At 61.2% G+C, this 16,693-nt stretch carries 16 protein-coding genes; 11 read left to right on the forward strand and 5 right to left on the reverse strand.

Annotated elements, in window-relative coordinates:
- Positions 1-142 precede the first annotated feature (142 nt).
- Both G9X64_RS14770 and oiaX read right to left on the reverse strand, forming a co-directional pair.
- Complete coding sequence (locus G9X64_RS14770; protein WP_171376878.1) at positions 143-1,480, reverse strand: four-carbon acid sugar kinase family protein; 1,338 nt, start codon at positions 1,478-1,480, stop codon at positions 143-145.
- A 5-nt stretch (positions 1,481-1,485) separates the two neighbouring features.
- Positions 1,486-2,742 carry a 3-oxo-isoapionate-4-phosphate decarboxylase OiaX gene (oiaX, locus tag G9X64_RS14775; RefSeq protein WP_171376807.1) on the reverse strand — a complete coding sequence of 419 codons (1,257 nt, stop codon included), beginning with the start codon at positions 2,740-2,742 and terminating at the stop codon, positions 1,486-1,488.
- 178 nt (positions 2,743-2,920) lie between these two features.
- On the opposite strand from oiaX, the gene G9X64_RS14780 reads away from it, so the two are divergent.
- The 7 genes from G9X64_RS14780 (at position 2,921) to G9X64_RS14810 (ending at position 9,406) form a co-directional block, all read left to right on the forward strand.
- The gene (locus tag G9X64_RS14780) at positions 2,921-3,625 is read left to right on the forward strand and encodes a transcriptional regulator NanR (RefSeq protein WP_168309090.1); all 705 of its coding nucleotides are present in this window, start codon (positions 2,921-2,923) and stop codon (positions 3,623-3,625) included.
- Positions 3,626-3,816: 191 nt separating this feature from the next.
- Positions 3,817-4,137: a hypothetical protein gene (locus G9X64_RS14785; protein WP_168315856.1), complete on the forward strand. Its 321-nt coding sequence runs from the start codon at positions 3,817-3,819 to the stop codon at positions 4,135-4,137.
- 190 nt (positions 4,138-4,327) lie between these two features.
- Positions 4,328-5,086: a FadR/GntR family transcriptional regulator gene (locus tag G9X64_RS14790; protein WP_168308893.1), complete on the forward strand. Its 759-nt coding sequence runs from the start codon at positions 4,328-4,330 to the stop codon at positions 5,084-5,086.
- Between the two features lie 23 nt (positions 5,087-5,109).
- Positions 5,110-6,084: a sialic acid TRAP transporter substrate-binding protein SiaP gene (locus G9X64_RS14795; protein WP_168315858.1), complete on the forward strand. Its 975-nt coding sequence runs from the start codon at positions 5,110-5,112 to the stop codon at positions 6,082-6,084.
- A gap of 294 nt (positions 6,085-6,378) precedes the next feature.
- Positions 6,379-6,951, forward strand: coding sequence for a TRAP transporter small permease (locus tag G9X64_RS14800; RefSeq protein WP_171376808.1), 573 nt, complete (start codon positions 6,379-6,381; stop codon positions 6,949-6,951).
- 4 nt (positions 6,952-6,955) lie between these two features.
- Positions 6,956-8,362 carry a TRAP transporter large permease gene (locus G9X64_RS14805; RefSeq protein WP_168308890.1) on the forward strand — a complete coding sequence of 469 codons (1,407 nt, stop codon included), beginning with the start codon at positions 6,956-6,958 and terminating at the stop codon, positions 8,360-8,362.
- A 9-nt stretch (positions 8,363-8,371) separates the two neighbouring features.
- Positions 8,372-9,406: an L-idonate 5-dehydrogenase gene (locus tag G9X64_RS14810; protein ID WP_171376809.1), complete on the forward strand. Its 1,035-nt coding sequence runs from the start codon at positions 8,372-8,374 to the stop codon at positions 9,404-9,406.
- An 82-nt stretch (positions 9,407-9,488) separates the two neighbouring features.
- On the opposite strand, the gene G9X64_RS14815 is transcribed toward G9X64_RS14810, so the two are convergent.
- Complete coding sequence (locus tag G9X64_RS14815) at positions 9,489-9,953, reverse strand: Lrp/AsnC family transcriptional regulator (protein WP_003550368.1); 465 nt, start codon at positions 9,951-9,953, stop codon at positions 9,489-9,491.
- Between the two features lie 125 nt (positions 9,954-10,078).
- Here G9X64_RS14815 and alr point away from each other — a divergent pair, with 125 nt between their 5' ends.
- From alr to G9X64_RS14830, 3 genes are read left to right on the forward strand one after another with little or no spacing between them, the layout of a single operon-like run.
- Positions 10,079-11,212 carry an alanine racemase gene (gene alr / locus G9X64_RS14820; RefSeq protein WP_171376810.1) on the forward strand — a complete coding sequence of 378 codons (1,134 nt, stop codon included), beginning with the start codon at positions 10,079-10,081 and terminating at the stop codon, positions 11,210-11,212.
- A gap of 29 nt (positions 11,213-11,241) precedes the next feature.
- Positions 11,242-12,516 carry a D-amino acid dehydrogenase gene (locus tag G9X64_RS14825; protein WP_171376811.1) on the forward strand — a complete coding sequence of 425 codons (1,275 nt, stop codon included), beginning with the start codon at positions 11,242-11,244 and terminating at the stop codon, positions 12,514-12,516.
- Positions 12,517-12,570: 54 nt separating this feature from the next.
- Positions 12,571-13,593, forward strand: a complete 1,023-nt coding sequence (locus G9X64_RS14830) for a helix-turn-helix transcriptional regulator (protein ID WP_168309089.1) — start codon at positions 12,571-12,573, stop codon at positions 13,591-13,593.
- Between the two features lie 85 nt (positions 13,594-13,678).
- On the opposite strand, the gene aptA is transcribed toward G9X64_RS14830, so the two are convergent.
- Entirely contained in the window at positions 13,679-15,013 is a 1,335-nt protein-coding gene (gene aptA / locus G9X64_RS14835) for an omega-aminotransferase AptA (protein WP_171376812.1), read from the reverse strand.
- Between the two features lie 144 nt (positions 15,014-15,157).
- Here aptA and G9X64_RS14840 point away from each other — a divergent pair, with 144 nt between their 5' ends.
- Positions 15,158-15,706, forward strand: coding sequence for a cupin domain-containing protein (locus G9X64_RS14840; protein ID WP_171376813.1), 549 nt, complete (start codon positions 15,158-15,160; stop codon positions 15,704-15,706).
- On the opposite strand, the gene G9X64_RS14845 is transcribed toward G9X64_RS14840, so the two are convergent.
- The gene (locus tag G9X64_RS14845) at positions 15,703-16,485 is read right to left on the reverse strand and encodes a pyrroline-5-carboxylate reductase (RefSeq protein ID WP_168308885.1); all 783 of its coding nucleotides are present in this window, start codon (positions 16,483-16,485) and stop codon (positions 15,703-15,705) included. The genes G9X64_RS14840 and G9X64_RS14845 overlap by 4 nt on opposite strands.
- Between the last annotated feature and the right edge of the window lie 208 nt (positions 16,486-16,693).

Below are 16,693 nucleotides of genomic sequence, written 5' to 3' on the forward strand. Positions count from 1 at the left end.
TTCCTCACCTTTTCCATTCTCGATAGGATCACAAACTGGTATGATGAGTCAATCACCATATCACTATTAAATCTACCAGGACCGAGTTTTCTGCGTGAAGCCGGTTGATCGCGCGTTCGACCGATTAAGCCTCGGGAAACCATCAGTGTTTCCTTCCGTCGCGGATCTGCGTGAAATAGGCGTCAGTCCCGACCTGGCCGCCTTTGAGCGCGATCTGCAGGCCGTTGGTCGGCTGATAGTCGCCATGCGCGAGGCAAAGCGGAGAACCCGGCGTCTGGGGAAGCGGAAGAAGCGTCGTCAGCGCGTCGATCTTCAACTGCCTGAGCGCGTGACTTGATGTGTCGCCGCCGGCGACGACCGCACGCGAAAGCCCTTCGTTCTCGATCAGGCGGCGCAAGATCGTGCCGAGCGCGCTTCCGAGCCGGTGACGCGCACCCGGAAGCCGGTCGATGTCGGCGCCGCGGTCTGCAGACGGTCCAAGCGCGGTGTAGAGGATGACGCTCTTGCCCTGCTTGAGCTTCTCGGTTCCCGCCTCCACCGCAGCACTCACTGCGCCTTCGCCATGCTCCGAGACCAGTGCTAGCGGATCGAGCGCGATGCTCTCGAAGCCGTTCTCGACAGCCGTCCGGATCTGGCGCTCGGTCGTTGGCGATACGCTGCCCGAGACGACGGCGAGGCGATCAACCGGGCCGATATCGGGAAACTCCGCGCTGTTCGCGTCGATGAAACACCTCCGCCGCCACGCGCTGAGCAGGGCATATTCGACACCCGACGAGCCGGCGACGAAGCTTCCGGAGCGACCGGTGACACGAAGCAGCTGCCGACCCGCAGCCTCCTGTGTCGCCTCGGAATCGACGTCGATGAGCAGGATCCCTTCTGAAGCCGACGCCAGCTCGTCGATCCGCGCATCGGCGTCCGGTGCGGTGATGGCGATAAGATCGGCGAGCAGGACGGGAAGGCGGGTCTGCTTCGACAGATGCACCGCAAGGTCCGCCTCGTCCATCGGGGTCACCGGATGGCGGCTCATGACGGGATGGCGGTCGATGCGAAAGATCCGGCCTTGGTAAGCGGCAAAGAGATTGCCGAATGCCGTGTAGCGTTTCAGTTGCGGCGCGCCGACGATGACGGGAACGACGGATCGCCCGAACACCGATCGGCCGATTTCGATCGCTTTGCCGATATTGCCGATTTCGGGGCTGGAATCGAAGGTCGAGCAGACCTTGTAGTGGCAGATGTCAGCGCCCAGCGAATGCAGCCACTCGAAAGCGCGCGCAAGGTGCTCTTGCATCCATGCGGGGGTCTCGCTGCGGCTTGTCCCGGCAATGCCGATCGCGCGGCAATCTTTAAAGCGCGCAAACAGTTCCGGCGTCGGAACGTCGAGGAAGAGCACGGTCGAAACACCGTTCGAGGCCAGCGCCTCCATGACATCGGTGGAACCCGTGAAGTCGTCCCCGTAATAGCTGACGAGAGGTCCATCCATCGTGGTCACGCGCCCTTGCCGTCGCTGAATTTTGCAATCGAAGCGGCGAGCTCCGGATGATCTTTCGCGTAGGTCTCCAACGGGATGTCCGCGACTGCGGCCTGCCAGGCCTGCTGCACGGCCCGAACGCCGGCCGCCGGCCCGCCGGGGTGGCTGACGATACCCCCGCCGCAGAGATAGAGAAGATCGACGGTCCGGCCGGTCCGCTTGTAGGTCTCAGGCGCCTGTCCTCCCCACTGACCCGAGCCGGCAACCGGAAGCGGGCAATCGGAGGCATTAAACAGCGGCGTGCTGACGGCCTTGAAGGACGAGACGAAACTGTCGTCGGGTTCCCAATATTTGACCCTGATACCGTTGATCTGAAACTGGTCGACCCCGAGCAGCCGCCAGAATTGCTGATAGACCTTGAAGTCCATGCCGGCGCCCGGGTCGCGCGTCAGCACATCCCAACCGTTTCGATGCGCGTGCAGGACCAGATCGGAGCGCTTGCGCAAAAAGCTCATGCCGCCGAAGCCGATCGAGTTGATGTTGACGACGGCGCAGTTGCCGCCGGCCTTGGCGACGATGTCGTGGTTGCGCATCATCTCGTCGGGGTCGGCATGCGAGATGCCGAAGGCGTACATGACCTTCTTGCCGGTCTTCTGCTCGTGATCGAGAATGCGCGGCATGATCGCCGCAACGCGGTCCTTGAGCGGCGAATAGGCCGGACTCATCAGTTTTTCGTCATCCTTGATGAAGTCGACGCCGGATGAGATCAGCTCGCCGACGAGTTCCGCCGTCTCGTGTGGTCTGAGGCCAAGCGCCGGCTTGACGATCGTTCCGATGATGGGCCGACCGTCGACGCCGGTGAGACGGCGGCTTCCGGGGATGCCGAACTGTGGTCCCGGATGCGCGCTTTTGAAGGCGTCGGGCAGTTTCATGTCGACGATGCGGATGCCAGTCATGCCCTTGATGGAATAGACGCCGCCGATCGCAATGGTCATCAGTGCGGAGAGATCGGTCCCAATCGCCTCCAACGGAAAGGCAATGTCGACATCTGCGCGCTTGAGCAGCGTGCCGGGGGCGACCTCGGGCCAGGTCGGATGACGCGTATCTTCGAGTGGGCGGATCGCCAGGACGCGGGCGGCGACACGCGACTTCAGCTCTTCGGTTTCACCGGGAACGGGCACGAAGGTGCCGGTCGACTGGTCGCTCGCGATCTTTTCCGCCATCGCCTCGACGCTGCCGGGCGTTTCGATACGGTAGGTCAGGGTAATCATCATGAAACTGACGGTTGCTCCTCTCGCCCGGTAGATTACCATGGCGTCAACTCATGATCTGGTATAATGAGTATTCCAACTTATGAAAAGTAGAATCTTCGGATCCGCAAATTTTCGCCGCCAGCTTTGTTCTCGACCCGGAAAACTGTTAGGAGGAAACATTTTGAGCCAGCGAGATGTGATGACCCAGCCCCTCGAACAAATCGTCCGCCGGAAACTCTCTGACGAAGTGTTTGATCGACTTGAGCGAATGATCACCTCGGGCGAGCTTCAGCCGGGCGACGAGATGCCGTCCGAGCGCGTGCTGATGGAACGTTTCGGTGTCGGCCGGCCGGCGATCAGGGAGGCCATGCAGTCCCTTGCCAATAAAGGTCTGGTCAGCATTTCGCACGGTGAGCGGGCGAAGGTTCTCCGGCTGACGGCAAAATCGATATTCCGCCAGGTCGATCTCACCGCCAAGATCATGCTGTCGCAATCCTCGGACTCGTTGGAATACCTCAAGAGCGCCCGCATCTTTTTCGAACGGGGCATGGCGCGCGAGGCCGCGCAGCGCGCCACTGCAACCGATATCGCCGACCTCAGGAGCATCATCGAACGCCAGCGAATGTCGCTTGGGCGGGCCGAGGAATTCATCGACGCGGACATGGAGTTTCACACCCGCATCGCGCAAATATCGGGCAACCCGATCTACGTCGCCGTCAGCGAGGCGATGCTTGCCTGGCTGAAGGAATATCATACCGAGATGCTGATCTGGACCGGCAAGGAAAAATTCACGCTCGCCGAACACGACGAAATCGTCGACCGACTGGCCGCAAACGACGTCGATGGCTCGGAAACGGCACTCCTCAAGCATCTCGAGCGGTCGCGAGCGCTTTACGCGAAGTAACCTTCACGAACTCGGTCGCCCCGGGCCGGCACGCCTGGCCATCACTCACTTCCTGACTCTGCCTCACCCTTGATCCTTGGTCGCGACCGGGCTCCAGAGCCTATGGGGTGTTTGTAAGCAGAAAATGCGGAACAATGAGGTGTCGGCAAGGTTCTGCCTGATCACGCAAAGATCCCAAGGAGGACATCAGGATGCGTATGAAACTCATAGCAGCTTCGCTTCTCGCCATCGGCATGGCCACGTCTGCTTTCGCCCAGTCCAATCCGGCACCAGCCGGCGCCACGATCGATAAAAACCAGGCCGATCAGGGTGGCGGTGCAAGCGGCGATATGAAGGCCAAAAAGCCGATGGCGACCGATACCACCACGACCGGCTCCACGACTACCGGCACAATGAAGACCGACAGGCCCAAATGCCCCAATCCGGTCAACAACTCCGACAATCTCCAGACGCAGGGCGGCACGAGCAACGCCACGCCGATGGATGAGGCCTGCGCCGCGCATAACAACTGATTATTCCCTTCGCGAAGAACCCTGCCCCGGCGGGGTTTTTTGCATGCCTGCTCGGCCTATGCTGTGAACTCTCGTTTTGAGTTTATGCGGCGGATTGACGCACAACTCCCGCGGTGATATCTATGCCTGAATTGGTCAGGCCAGTTGACCAGCTGCGCGGCTTGAGGAGAAGCCGCCGGGGAGGCCCACGATGTTTTCGCCTGTTGAATCCCGCCGTCTTTATAGACAGGTCGCGGATCAGATTCGCTTGATGATCGCCAGCGGCGAGCTTGCCGTCGGCCAGCGGCTGCCGGCCGAGCGCGACCTGGCGGAACAACTGTCGGTCTCACGCCCGACCGTCCGCGAGGCGCTGATCGTCCTCGAGGTCGAAGGCCTCGTCAACATCCGCATGGGATCCGGCATCTATGTGGTGCGCCAGCATGCTGCGACCGTCACTGGGGCCGAGCGCGAACCGGTGGAGGGGGCCTTCGAGCTGCTGCAGGCGCGGGCCCTCATCGAATGCGCCATCGCCGAAGAAGCTGCCGGTCGCGCCACACCGGATGATATCGCTCTGCTCGATGAAACGCTGACGCGCATGGGGGGTGTGGTCAACGATGCAATCGCAGTGCTCGATGCCGATCGCGCCTTCCACACCGGCATTGCCGCCATCGTCGGCAATGCGACGTTGATCCGCGTCACGGGCGAGATCTTCGACATGCGCATGACCCCTTATTTCGCAAGGCTCGCCAGCCACTTCGAGGGGCCGACAACATGGCGTAGCGCCCTGGACGAGCATCGCGCCATTCGCGACGCGATCGCCGCCGGCGATGCAGCCGGCGCCAAGGCTGCCATGCGCGCCCATCTGACCATGTCGCAGAAGAGGTTTTCCGAGAGCTTCGGGGAGGAGTTTTCGGAGGAAGAGGAGCGCGGACGCGACAAGCGTCCGGCGAAGGGAACGACCAAGACTTAACCCAAGCTCGGGAGGAGAGAGCAATGAAAAGCAGACTGGCAACGATACTTTGCACCGCAGCCGTAATCATGGCGAGTAGCGCAATCGCGCAGGCCCAGACAGTGCTGAAATGGGCGCATGTCTATGAAACGTCAGAGCCCTTCCATACGGATTCCGTCTGGGCTGCGGAAGAGATCAACAAGCGCACCGACGGGCGCTACAAGATCGAGGTCTATCCGGCGTCGCAGCTCGGCAAGGAAGCCGACATCAACCAGGGCCTCAAGCTCGGGACGGTCGACATCATCATCTCGGGATCGAGCTTCGCGGCTCGTGACTACAAGCCGATCGGCGTGACTTACTTTCCCTATATCTTCCGCGGTCCCGATCATCTGATCGCCTATACCAAGAGCGATGTCTTCAAGCGCCTTGCCAAAGGCTATGAGGACAAGACCGGCAACCACATCACCGCCGTCAGCTATTACGGCACTCGGCATACGACATCAAACAAGCCGATCGCCAAATGCGCCGATATGCAGGGCCTGAAGATCCGTGTGCCTGACGTTCCGGCCTATCTGGCCATGCCGCGCGCCTGCGGCGCCAACACCACGCCGATCGCCTTTGCCGAAGTCTATCTCGCCTTGCAGAACGGCACGGTCGAGGCGCAGGAAAACCCGCTGACGACAATCGAGGCGAAGAAGTTCTACGAAGTCCAGAAGAACATCATCCTCACCGGCCACATCGTCGATCACCTCAACACCGTGGTCTCGAAGACACGGTGGGCGAGCCTTTCCGATGAGGACAAGAAGATCTTCGGCGAGGTCATGCAGGAGGCCGCCGAGCGCACGAGCAAGACGATCGCCGGCAAGGAAAACAGCCTCATCGCGACCTTCAAGGAAAAGGGCCTGAATGTCGCCGAGGTCGACAAGGCTGATTTCGAAAAGACCGTGATGGAAAACGTCAAGTTCGAGGACTTCGGCTACGAGAAAGCCGATTGGGAAGCAATCCGCGCGATCCAGTAAGCCCGCAAACTATCCTTTCGTCATGCCCCTCACCCTAACCCTCTCCCCGTTTAGACGGGGAGAGGGGACGTGCCAAACGCAACGTTGAGGGTTGAAGACGCCGGCGCGGCATATCCCTTCGCCCCGTTTACGGGGGTCCGAAGGACTGGATCGAGACACGTGGCTCGACCCAGGCAAGGGTGGCGGCAGCCGGATGAGGGGCAGGTGCCGCCGGGCAAAGGACGATGTTTGTCGACAACTGAAGGGCGCGCCGCCAAGCGCGCTCCTTCTTCCCCAACTGGAACAAGGCCGATCATGTCGCAAGAAATTCATACGCAAATCACGGCCGAAGAAATCGGTCACGAGTTCGAAGGGCACGCGCCGACCGCTAACGTCTCGGACTACGCCATCGAAGACTGGATCACGCTGATCGTCTTCTGGCTGATGGCCGGCTGCGTCTTCCTGCAGTTCTTCACGCGCTATGTGCTGAACGACAGCTATGCATGGACCGAGGAGATTGCGATCAACTGCCTGATCGGCGTCGTCTTTCTGGGTTCCGTCATGTGCGTGCGCACCTCGCGGCATATCCAGGTGGATGTGTTTTATCACTATATGCCTGCAGGCCTTGCGCGCGTGCTCGCCACTTTCGTCGATATCGTCCGCATCGGCTTCTTCGCCTATGGCTGCCACCTGATGTGGCGCTATGTCGACATCGTGGCGGATGAGGAGATGGTCACCATCGACCTGCCGCGCAACATTGTCTTCTATACCGTTCTCGTCGCTTTCGTGCTGATGCTGATCCGCGCGATTATGGTCTTCATCGCCAACATGCGCCGCGGCTACTCCGTTCTTGAGCGCCCCGAAGAATTCCAGACGATCGAGGGTTGATCCGATGCTCCTGCTTCTTGGCTCGTTCCTGGTACTGATGCTGATCGGGGTGCCCGTTGCCATCTCGATGGCTGTCGCATCCGTGCTTTACATCGTCCTTTACGGTGTCGCCCCCGACATCATCGTCGCCCAGCGCATGATCGCCGGCGTCGAAAGCTTCCCGCTGCTCGCCGTGCCCTTCTTCATCCTCGCGGGCAACCTGATGAACTCGGCGGGTGTCACCGGCCGCATCTATTCCTTTGCCGTCGCTCTCGTCGGCTGGATGAAGGGCGGTCTCGCGCAAGTCAACATTATCGGTTCGGTCATCTTCTCCGGCATGTCCGGCACTGCGCTCGCCGATGCGGCGGGTATCGGTACGATCGAGATCAAGGCGATGAAGGATCACGGCTATCCGGTCGAGGCCGCGGTCGGCGTGACGGCAGCCTCGGCAACGCTCGGCCCGATCTTCCCGCCGTCGCTGCCGTTCGTGATCTACGGCATGATGGCCAACGTCTCGATCGGCGCTCTTTTCATGGCGGGGATCCTGCCCGGCATCGTCATGACGCTGTTGATGATGATCACTGTCGCCGCCTTCGCCTATAAGAAGCGCTGGGGCTCGGACGCGCCGTTCGATATCAGGCAGCTGCTGTCGGCGGGGATGGAAATCGTCGTCGTCCTGGCGGTGCCGCTGGCCATCTACCTGATGATGCGTGCCGGTGTATCGATGAATGCCGCAGCCGGTATCGCCCTTGCCCTGCTTCTCGCGCTCGACTGGTATTTCCGCTTCTCCGCCGTCATGGCGCTGATGACGCCCGTCATCCTGATCGGCGGCATGACGATGGGCTGGTTTACGCCGACGGAGGCTGCCGTCGCAGCCGTCCTCTGGTCTCTGTTCCTCGGCCTGGTGCGCTACCGCACGATGACGCCCTCGACGCTCGCCAAGGCAAGTTTCGATACGATCGAGACGACGGCATCGGTTCTCTTCATCGTCACTGCGGCATCGGTCTTCGCCTGGCTGTTGACGGTGAGCCAGGCGGCCCAGCTGCTGTCCGATGCGATCCTGTCGATCACCGACAATAAATGGGTTTTCCTGATCCTCGTGAACCTGCTGATGCTCTTCGTCGGCTGCTTCCTGGATACGATCGCGGCTATCACCATCCTCGTGCCGATCCTTCTGCCGATCGTCCTGAAGTTCGGGATCGATCCGGTCCAGTTCGGTCTCATCATGACGCTGAACCTGATGATCGGCCTGTTGCACCCGCCGCTCGGCATGGTGCTTTTCGTGCTGTCGCGGGTCGCGAAACTCTCCGTCGAACGCACGACCATGGCGATCCTGCCCTGGCTGGTGCCGCTCTTCCTGGCGCTGATCCTGATCACCTTCGTGCCTGCCGTATCGCTGTGGCTGCCGCAGCAACTCGGGCTGCTGAGATAGGAGCGCAAGATGCGGACACGTGTGGCACGGCTTTACCAGAAGGGCGATCTCAGGGTCGAAACCGCCGCGGTTGCGGCTCCTGGTCCCGGCGAGGTGCTGCTCAAAATGGCGGCCGCAGGGATTTGCGGCTCCGACCTGCATTATTATCAGGACGGCGGTTTCGGCCCGGTCCGGGTTCGCGAGCCGATCATACCCGGCCACGAGGCATCGGGAACCGTGAGCCAAACAGGCGAGGGGGCCGACGTGACGGCCGGGACGCTGGTGGCGGTCAATCCCAGCCAACCCTGCGGGCATTGCGAATATTGCCACGTGGGAATGCCGATCCACTGCCTGGAAATGCGCTTCATGGGCAGTGCGATGCGCCTGCCGCATGAGCAGGGCATGTTCCGGGAATGGCTGGTGGTGCCGGCCAAGCAGTGCTTTGCAGTCGGAGTTGCGACAACTGCGGCAGAAGCGGCCTGCAGCGAGCCGCTCTCCGTCTGCCTGCACGCGGCATCGCGCGCAGGAGAGATCACAGGCAAACGGGTGCTGGTCACCGGCGCCGGCCCGATCGGCGCTCTGATGGTTGCCGTCGCCTCCTATTACGGGGCAAGCGAGATCGTCGTGACCGATCTCGCGGATGCGGCGCTCACCAGGGCCAAAGCAATGGGCGCCAGCCGCACGATCAATGTTTCCAAAAATGCCCAGTCGCTTGCGGAATTCGAGGTGGGGAAGGGTTATTTCGATCTCGTCTTCGAATGCTCGGCCGCCGCCCCGGCCATCCGTGGCGCGATTGCCGCCATCAGGCCGCGCGGAACGATCGTGCAGGTCGGCGTCACAGGAGACGTCTCGATCCCTCTCAACGCCATCGTCGGCAAGGAGCTTCAACTCCACGGAACGCAGCGATTCCACGAGGAGTTCGGTACTGCCGTCGAGCTGATCTCCAGCCGCAAGATCGACGTGCGGCCGATCATCAGCCACAGCCTGCCGCTCGAAGAAGCAACCGCAGCCTTCACGCTCGCCGGCGACCGCTCGGCCGCCTGCAAGGTGCAACTGATCTTTTAGAACGCAGCGGCTGCCGGTCCGTCGGCGGAGGGGAGGAATAGGGACTCTCATTGGCAGGCGATTAGGCTGCCTCGTAACGCGTCTAGCGTCGGCCTCGCGTGCGCGTCGCCAGAACATTGCGGATCGAGAAGCTGGAATGGATCCTGAGGACGCCGGGCAAGGTCGAAAGGATCTCTTTGTGGATCCGCTCGAACTCGCCCGCATTGGCGACCTCCACGCGCAGCAGGTAGTCCGAACCACCCGTCATCAGAAAACATTCCCGGATCTCGGGATGCCGGCGGACCGCCGCCTCGAGGCGATCGAGATAGTCCTCCGTCTGCCGCTCTAGGGTGATGTTGATGATCACGGCGATCATCTCATCCGCATTGCCGGTGTCTACCAACACCGTATAGCCACGGATCACGCCTGATTTTTCCATGATCTTGATGCGCCTGAGGCAGGCCGATGGAGAGAGACCGATCTCGGCGGCGAGCTTGGCATTGCTCATGCGGGCATCGAGGCGCAGCAGTCTCAGGATATTGCGATCGATGGCGTCGAGAGCGGGCATGAGAGATCGTTCCAAATTTTCGTTGATTATGCGGCTAATAAGCAAATCACACAATAATCGACTACCGAATGATCGGCAATTTCGCTCATTATTTCATAAACTCCTTGAAATCGAGAAGGGTGGACATGGATAGCGATATTTTGGTTTCCCGCACACGCACCGCTACGACCGCGCAGGGAGCCACGGGCTATCTGACGATCGATCTTGCCGCCATCGGCCGCAACTATCGCCAGCTCGTTTCGATGCTGGCACCGGTCCGCGCGGGCGCCGTCGTCAAGGCCGACGCCTATGGCCTTGGCGCCGAGCGGGTTGCGAGAACGCTTTACAGGGAAGGTTGCAGGCATTTCTTCGTCGCCCAATTTGTCGAGGCCGTGACGCTCCGACCGGCCCTTGCGCAGGATGCTCAGATTTTCGTGTTGAACGGCTTGCAGCCGGGTAACGAGATCGCCTGCGCCGAGATGGGCATCGTTCCGATTCTCAATTCACTGGCGCAGTGGCGGCAATGGTCGGCAGCTTCGCGCATTCTGAAGCGCTGCCTGCCAGCCGTCCTGCAGTTCGACACCGGCATGTCACGGCTCGGTTTTCCCCGGGAAGAGCGAGCGGAGCTGGCGGCGGCTCTTCGGGACGGCAGCAATGTCGAAATCCTGTTCATCATGAGCCATCTGGCCTCGGCCGATGACATCGACAGCGAACAGAACGGCGAGCAGTTTGCCGAGATGTCCAGCATCGCCGACGAATTTTCCGGATTCGATATTTCCTTCGCCAATTCCGGCGGCGTTTTCCTGGGCGACGCCTATCACGGCGTGCTCGCCCGCCCCGGCATCGCGCTTTATGGCGGCGCTCCGAACGCCGGTGAGAAGAACCCGATGGAGCCGGTCGTCAGCCTCGATGTCGCCGTCGTGCAGACGCGCACCGTGCCGGCGGGGGCGAAAGTCGGTTATGGCGGAGCGCATGTCACGCAATGGGAAACACGTCTCGCCACCATTGCCGCCGGCTATGCCGATGGGCTGCCACGATGCCTCAGCGATCGCGGCGCCGTCTATTTCAAGGGCATCCGCCTGCCGATCGTCGGCCACGTGTCGATGGACAGCACGACCGTCGACATCACAGCACTGCCCGAAGGGGCGCTGACCTTCGGCAGCCTTGTCGAAGTGCTTGGCCGCCATCAGACGCTTGAGGACATTGCCCGCGACGCCGGCACCATTTCTTACGAAATCCTAACCGGCCTGGGCGATCGTTACGACAGGCAATATCGCTAAGAGCCGGCGGCTCCATCATTGGGAACATCATGAAGGTCATCGTTCTAGGAGCCGGCATTGTCGGCGTCACATCCGCTTATCAGCTGGCCAAGGCCGGCCATGAGGTCACGGTCGTCGACCGGCAGCCGGGTCCTGCGCTGGAGACCAGCTTTGCCAATGCCGGCGAAGTCTCCTTCGGCTATTGCTCGCCATGGGCGGCGCCCGGCATTCCCATGAAGGCCATGAAGTGGCTGTTCATGAAACATGCGCCGCTCATCCTGCGCCCGAAACTCGACATGGCCATGCTCTCCTGGATGGCGAGGATGCTGTCGAACTGCACCTCCGAGCGTTATGCGATCAACAAGAGCCGCATGCTGCGCCTTGCCGATTACAGCCGCATCGCGCTGGCCGAACTTCGCGCCGAGACCGGCATCGCCTATGATGAACGCATGCAGGGAACCCTGCAGCTGTTCCGCACCCAGCAGCAGCTCGAGGCCTCGGCTAAGGATGTCAAGGCGCTGGCTGCCGACGGCATTCCCTATGAGGTGCTGGACCGGGACGGCTGCATCCGCTTCGAACCGGCGCTGAAGCATGTGCGAGAGAAGATTGTCGGCGGTCTGCTGACGCCGAAGGACGAAACCGGCGATTGCTTCAAGTTCACCAATGCGCTGGCGGCCAAAGCCGAGGAGCTCGGCGTGCGTTTTGCTTACGGGACGACGATCAAGGCGCTGGATGTGGAGGCCGGCCGGGTGCGTGGGGTCATCACCGATCGTGAGCGGATGAGTGCGGAGGCGGTGGTGGTCGCGCTCGGCAGCTATTCGCCGCTGCTGCTCAAGCCGCTCGGCATCCGGCTGCCGGTCTATCCCGTCAAGGGCTATTCGCTCACCATCCCGATCACCGATGCGTCACGCGCGCCGGAATCGACCGTCATGGACGAGACCTACAAGATCGCGATCACCCGGCTCGGCGATCGCATTCGTGTCGGCGGCATGGCCGAAATATCAGGCTATACCAATGATCTCGGCCTGGCCCGCCGCGACACGCTGGAATACTCGGTCACCGATCTCTTCCCCGGTGGCGATATTTCCAAGGCCTCCTTCTGGTCCGGCCTGCGCCCGATGACGCCCGATGGCACGCCGGTCATCGGCCCGACAAAGGTCGCCGGTCTCTTCCTCAATACAGGCCACGGCACGCTCGGCTGGACCATGAGCACCGGTTCGGCGCGGCTCATCGGCGATCTCGTCAGCGGCGGCCAGCCGGAAATCGACGCCAAGGATCTTGCAATCAGCCGCTACGGCCGAAACGCCGAGGCAAAAAAGAGATGAACATGATTGCACAAATCCATTATCACTTGTGTCCATCGTTTTTCGAGGTCGCGAATGTCCGTTAATTCTCATATACATAGCAATGGCAGCCTCGGCCGACAGCTGGCGGTGCAGAGCATGTTGTTTCGGGAAACGGCGCACAGCGGAACAGACCCCGACGAGCTCTCGGAAATATTGTCGACACCAAACTCCCCGATCAAGGTTGCCGCCGAAGGCAATATGCCGATTGCATACCACTGCAATTTCGTCTCCGTGGGAGAAGAGGTAACGGTAGCCGACTGTACCTACGAAGGCACAATCCTGATCAGGCGGGAGGCGCCCAGCGACAGGATGATCGTTTTTCTGCCGATGGCGGGCAACGCCTCCTTCGAAGGCATGCGGGAGCAAATATATTCCGTTCCCGCCCGTGGTACGATCCTTGAGGCAGGTCGTGTCGCGGGTGCCCGCCTGTTTGGCCCCCGCCGTCATTTCGGCCTGTTCGTCGATCAGGCGAAGATCGTCAGCCACCTCACGCATATGTTCGAACGAACGATCAGCGGCGATGTCGATTTTCATCCTCACATCGATCTGACAACCGGTCCGGGGCTTGTGTTACAGCAACTTGTCTCGAGCCTCCATCGCGGCCTCAGCGGCAACGGACCGCTGCAACGGTCGCCGCTGGCCGCCGGCTCACTCTGCGACGCGGCGATCTATCTGCTTCTGGAAACCTGCCCCAATCGCTATTCGAAAGAACTTGCGCTCCCTGCTCCGGCACCGGCCCCACGCCATGTGAAATGGGCGATCGACTTCATGCAGGAACACATCGCCGAGCCTATTTCGCTCAACGATATCGCAATGGCAGCCAAGGTAAGCGTTCGGACTTTGCAACAGGGCTTCCGGCAGTTCAGGGATACGACCCCGATGGCCTACCTGCATGAACTTCGCATGGTTGCCGCCCATCGCGATTTGCTCGAGTCTGACGCGAAGCAGGGCATCGCCGACGTCGCGCTCAGGTGGGGATTTACGCATCTGGGGCGGTTTGCAGCAGAATACAGGAAGCGCTTCGGCCAGTTGCCGTCAGAGACCTTGAGGCGCTGAGGTCCGATCTCGCTGTGCCGGAGGGTTCCGTCGACGATGGACCAGACGTCCGATCGCCGACGGGAGCAGAACGCGGGATGCGGATCTATGCAGCGCGCTTCAGGGCATCACCGAGTGTCGAAACAATCGTGTCGATCTGGTCTTTCTCGATAATGAGCGGCGGGGAGAGGGCGATAATGTCGCCGGTCACCCGGATCAGCAGGCCCTTGTTGAAGCAGTCAACGAAGATTTCGTAGGCGCGGGTTCCCGGCGCCCCGTCACGAGGAGCCAGTTCGACCGCGCCGACCAGTCCGAGATTGCGGATGTCGACGACATGAGGCAGCCCATTCAGTGAATGGAGCGCCTCCTGCCAGTACTCGGCCAAATCGGCTGCCCGGGTCAGCAGGCCTTCCTCCTCATAGATCTCCAGAGTAGCGAGCCCGGCGGCACAGGCGACCGGATGGCCGGAATAGGTATAGCCGTGGAAGAGTTCGATCGCGTTTTCCGGTCCGACCATCAGGCCGTCATAGATCTTGCGGCTGGCAAAGACCGCGCCCATCGGGATCGTGCCGTTGGTGATGCCCTTTGCCGTGGTGATCAAGTCAGGAACAACGCCGAAGTAGTCGGTCGCGAAAGGGGTGCCGAGACGCCCGAAGCCGGTGATGACCTCGTCGAAGATCAGCAGAATCCCGTGCTTGTCGGCGGTCGCGCGCAGCTTCTCCAGATAGCCCCTCGGAGGCAGGACCACGCCGGCCGATCCCGACATCGGCTCGACGATAACCGCAGCGATGGTTTCGGCGCCGTGCAACTGCACCAGGCGCTCAAGATCGTCCGCCAGTTCCACGCCGTGCGGGGGGAGCCCCTTTGAAAACGCGTTGCGTCCGATGTCGAGCGTGTGGCGCATATGGTCGGCCGGTATCTGCGGGAAGACCCGCCGGTTGTTGACGAGACCGCCGACGGAAATGCCGCCGAAGCCGACGCCATGATATCCCTTCTCACGCCCGATGATCCGCGTGCGGGTGCCCTGGCCGATCGCCCGCTGATAGGCGATGGCGATCTTGAGCGCCGTATCGACCGATTCCGAGCCCGAGCCGGTGAAGAAGATCCTGTCGAGCTTGGCCTCTGGGCCGCCCGGGGCGTTCGCAGCCAATTTCGAGGCGAAGTCGAAGGCGATCGGATGCCCCATCTGAAAGGTTGGCGCATAATCCAGCGTTGCAAGCTGTCGTTCGACGGCTTGGGAAATCTTCTTGCGGCCGTGGCCGGCATTGCAGCACCAGAGCCCGGCCGTGCCGTCAAGTACCTGCTTTCCATCGACGTCGGTGTAATACATACCTTCTGCTGCTGCGAGAAGGCGCGGCGTGGCCTTGAATTGCCGGTTCGCGGTGAACGGCATCCAGAAATTTTCGAGTACGGGCGCGTTCGTTTTGCTGAGCTGGTCCATCCTGGCCTCCTTTGGGGATGGCGCCGAGAATGGCAATTTCTTACTTTCAAACAAGTCCTTTTCTTTGTCGGTGCAAGTTGTTGAAATTCAAAGGATGGAAAGATATGATTTTGTATATTCTGGACAACACAAACGAACCGCACCATGTCCGTCGATATCGGCAGCCGTCTTCGCCATCTCCGCATCGCCCATAAGCTTTCCCAGCGTGAGCTCGCCAAGCGCACCGGAGTGCCCAATTCGACGATCTCGCTGATCGAATCGAACGCCTCCAATCCCTCGGTCGGCGCCTTGAAGCGAATTCTGGACGGCATCCCCATCGGCCTGGCGGAATTCTTCGCCTTCGAGCCCGAGCGTCCAAGGAAGGCCTTCTATGCGGCCGAGGAGCTGGTGGAGATCGGCAAGGGCGCCATCTCCTACAGGCAGGTTGGAGAAAACCTGTTCGGGCGCAGCCTGCAAATACTCAAGGAATGCTACCAGCCGGGCGCCGACACCGGAAAGGTTCCGCTTGTTCACGAGGGGGAAGAGGGCGGGATCGTGCTCTCGGGAAGGCTCGAGGTGACGGTCGATGACGAGCGGCGGATCCTTGGGCCGGGTGACGCCTACTATTTCGAAAGCAGGCGCCCTCATCGCTTCCGCTGCGTCGGACCGGTGCCCTGCGAGGTCATCAGCGCCTGCACGCCGCCGACGTTCTAGGTCCTGCCCTCGATCCGGGCAAGTACGCCGTCGAGTGCAGCGGTCAGTGCGGCAAGGCCGCCCTTCTTCTCGAAGTCTGAGAAAACCTGCTCGTTCAGTCCGCCCTTGGTCGCGAATTCGCGGCTCAGCGCGCTGAACGGTTCGTTGCCTGGGCTGTTCGCTTTTTGCGCAAGGCTTGCAAAGAGCGGGGCAATGTAGGCCTGTCCCTTCGCCTTTTCGAGGCCGCTTTTCTCCAGCCAGACGGCAATCTGCTCCATGATGCCGAAATAGGTCGACATCATTGCGCTCGCTGCTGCGAGAAGATCATATTCCTTCCTCGACTGGCATTGGACAGCGGTTCCGAGCGCATCGAAAAGCGCTGCGACGGCGGTATCGGGCGGATAGATGGCAGTGACGCCTTGCCGGCCTGCGACGAAGGGCAGGGGAATCGCCTGCACCAGATGCACGTCGGCGGCGATCCACTCGGAGAGGGCCTGGCGCTCCGTCGCCGCAACGAGGCTGACGATCATTTGGCCATCCCTGAATGATAGCGCACGCACGACCTCCTCGGCGACCTGCGGCCGTATCGCCAGGAACACCAAGTCGCTGCGCTCGACGACGTCCTGATTGTCCTTGGCAATTCTCACGGCGGTGAATTCTTCTGCCAGCGTCGCGGCGATGTGAGCGCTTCGTGGAGACACGTGAATCTCGGAGGCATAGGCCGGCTCAGTGAGAAGCCCGCGAACCATCGCTTCGGTGATCGCGCCGGTTCCGACGAACCCAATGCTGTCTATTGTCACTTGATTACTCCGCAGCTTGCAGCGGCCCTAGCGCGACATCGGTCGTGTAGTTCTCGCGCATTTTCGCTTGATTTGCCGACATGCTGCCGACGTGACTCCCTAGCCAATATGCGCCGAGATGAAAATAACAGAAACAGCCGGGGCCGACGAGTGGAACCGCACTCTTCGCCCGCTGCGCTTTCCCTGTATCGTCCGGTGACGGCGATGA

The organism is Rhizobium sophorae, assembly GCF_013087515.1.
GTDB classification, from domain to species: domain Bacteria; phylum Pseudomonadota; class Alphaproteobacteria; order Rhizobiales; family Rhizobiaceae; genus Rhizobium; species Rhizobium sophorae.

What these genes read in the sequence shown, in the direction of transcription:
- G9X64_RS14800 (WP_171376808.1), top strand. Translation starts at nt 6,379, where the DNA reads ATGTCGCAAGAAATTCATACGCAAATCACGGCCGAAGAAATCGGTCAC.
- oiaX (WP_171376807.1), bottom strand. Translation starts at nt 2,742, where the DNA reads ATGATGATTACCCTGACCTACCGTATCGAAACGCCCGGCAGCGTCGAG.
- G9X64_RS14790 (WP_168308893.1), top strand. Translation starts at nt 4,328, where the DNA reads ATGTTTTCGCCTGTTGAATCCCGCCGTCTTTATAGACAGGTCGCGGAT.
- G9X64_RS14815 (WP_003550368.1), bottom strand. Translation starts at nt 9,953, where the DNA reads ATGCCCGCTCTCGACGCCATCGATCGCAATATCCTGAGACTGCTGCGC.
- G9X64_RS14805 (WP_168308890.1), top strand. Translation starts at nt 6,956, where the DNA reads ATGCTCCTGCTTCTTGGCTCGTTCCTGGTACTGATGCTGATCGGGGTG.
- alr (WP_171376810.1), top strand. Translation starts at nt 10,079, where the DNA reads ATGGATAGCGATATTTTGGTTTCCCGCACACGCACCGCTACGACCGCG.
- G9X64_RS14825 (WP_171376811.1), top strand. Translation starts at nt 11,242, where the DNA reads ATGAAGGTCATCGTTCTAGGAGCCGGCATTGTCGGCGTCACATCCGCT.
- G9X64_RS14810 (WP_171376809.1), top strand. Translation starts at nt 8,372, where the DNA reads ATGCGGACACGTGTGGCACGGCTTTACCAGAAGGGCGATCTCAGGGTC.
- aptA (WP_171376812.1), bottom strand. Translation starts at nt 15,013, where the DNA reads ATGGACCAGCTCAGCAAAACGAACGCGCCCGTACTCGAAAATTTCTGG.
- G9X64_RS14840 (WP_171376813.1), top strand. Translation starts at nt 15,158, where the DNA reads ATGTCCGTCGATATCGGCAGCCGTCTTCGCCATCTCCGCATCGCCCAT.
- G9X64_RS14770 (WP_171376878.1), bottom strand. Translation starts at nt 1,480, where the DNA reads ATGGATGGACCTCTCGTCAGCTATTACGGGGACGACTTCACGGGTTCC.
- G9X64_RS14785 (WP_168315856.1), top strand. Translation starts at nt 3,817, where the DNA reads ATGCGTATGAAACTCATAGCAGCTTCGCTTCTCGCCATCGGCATGGCC.
- G9X64_RS14780 (WP_168309090.1), top strand. Translation starts at nt 2,921, where the DNA reads ATGACCCAGCCCCTCGAACAAATCGTCCGCCGGAAACTCTCTGACGAA.
- G9X64_RS14830 (WP_168309089.1), top strand. Translation starts at nt 12,571, where the DNA reads ATGTCCGTTAATTCTCATATACATAGCAATGGCAGCCTCGGCCGACAG.
- G9X64_RS14795 (WP_168315858.1), top strand. Translation starts at nt 5,110, where the DNA reads ATGAAAAGCAGACTGGCAACGATACTTTGCACCGCAGCCGTAATCATG.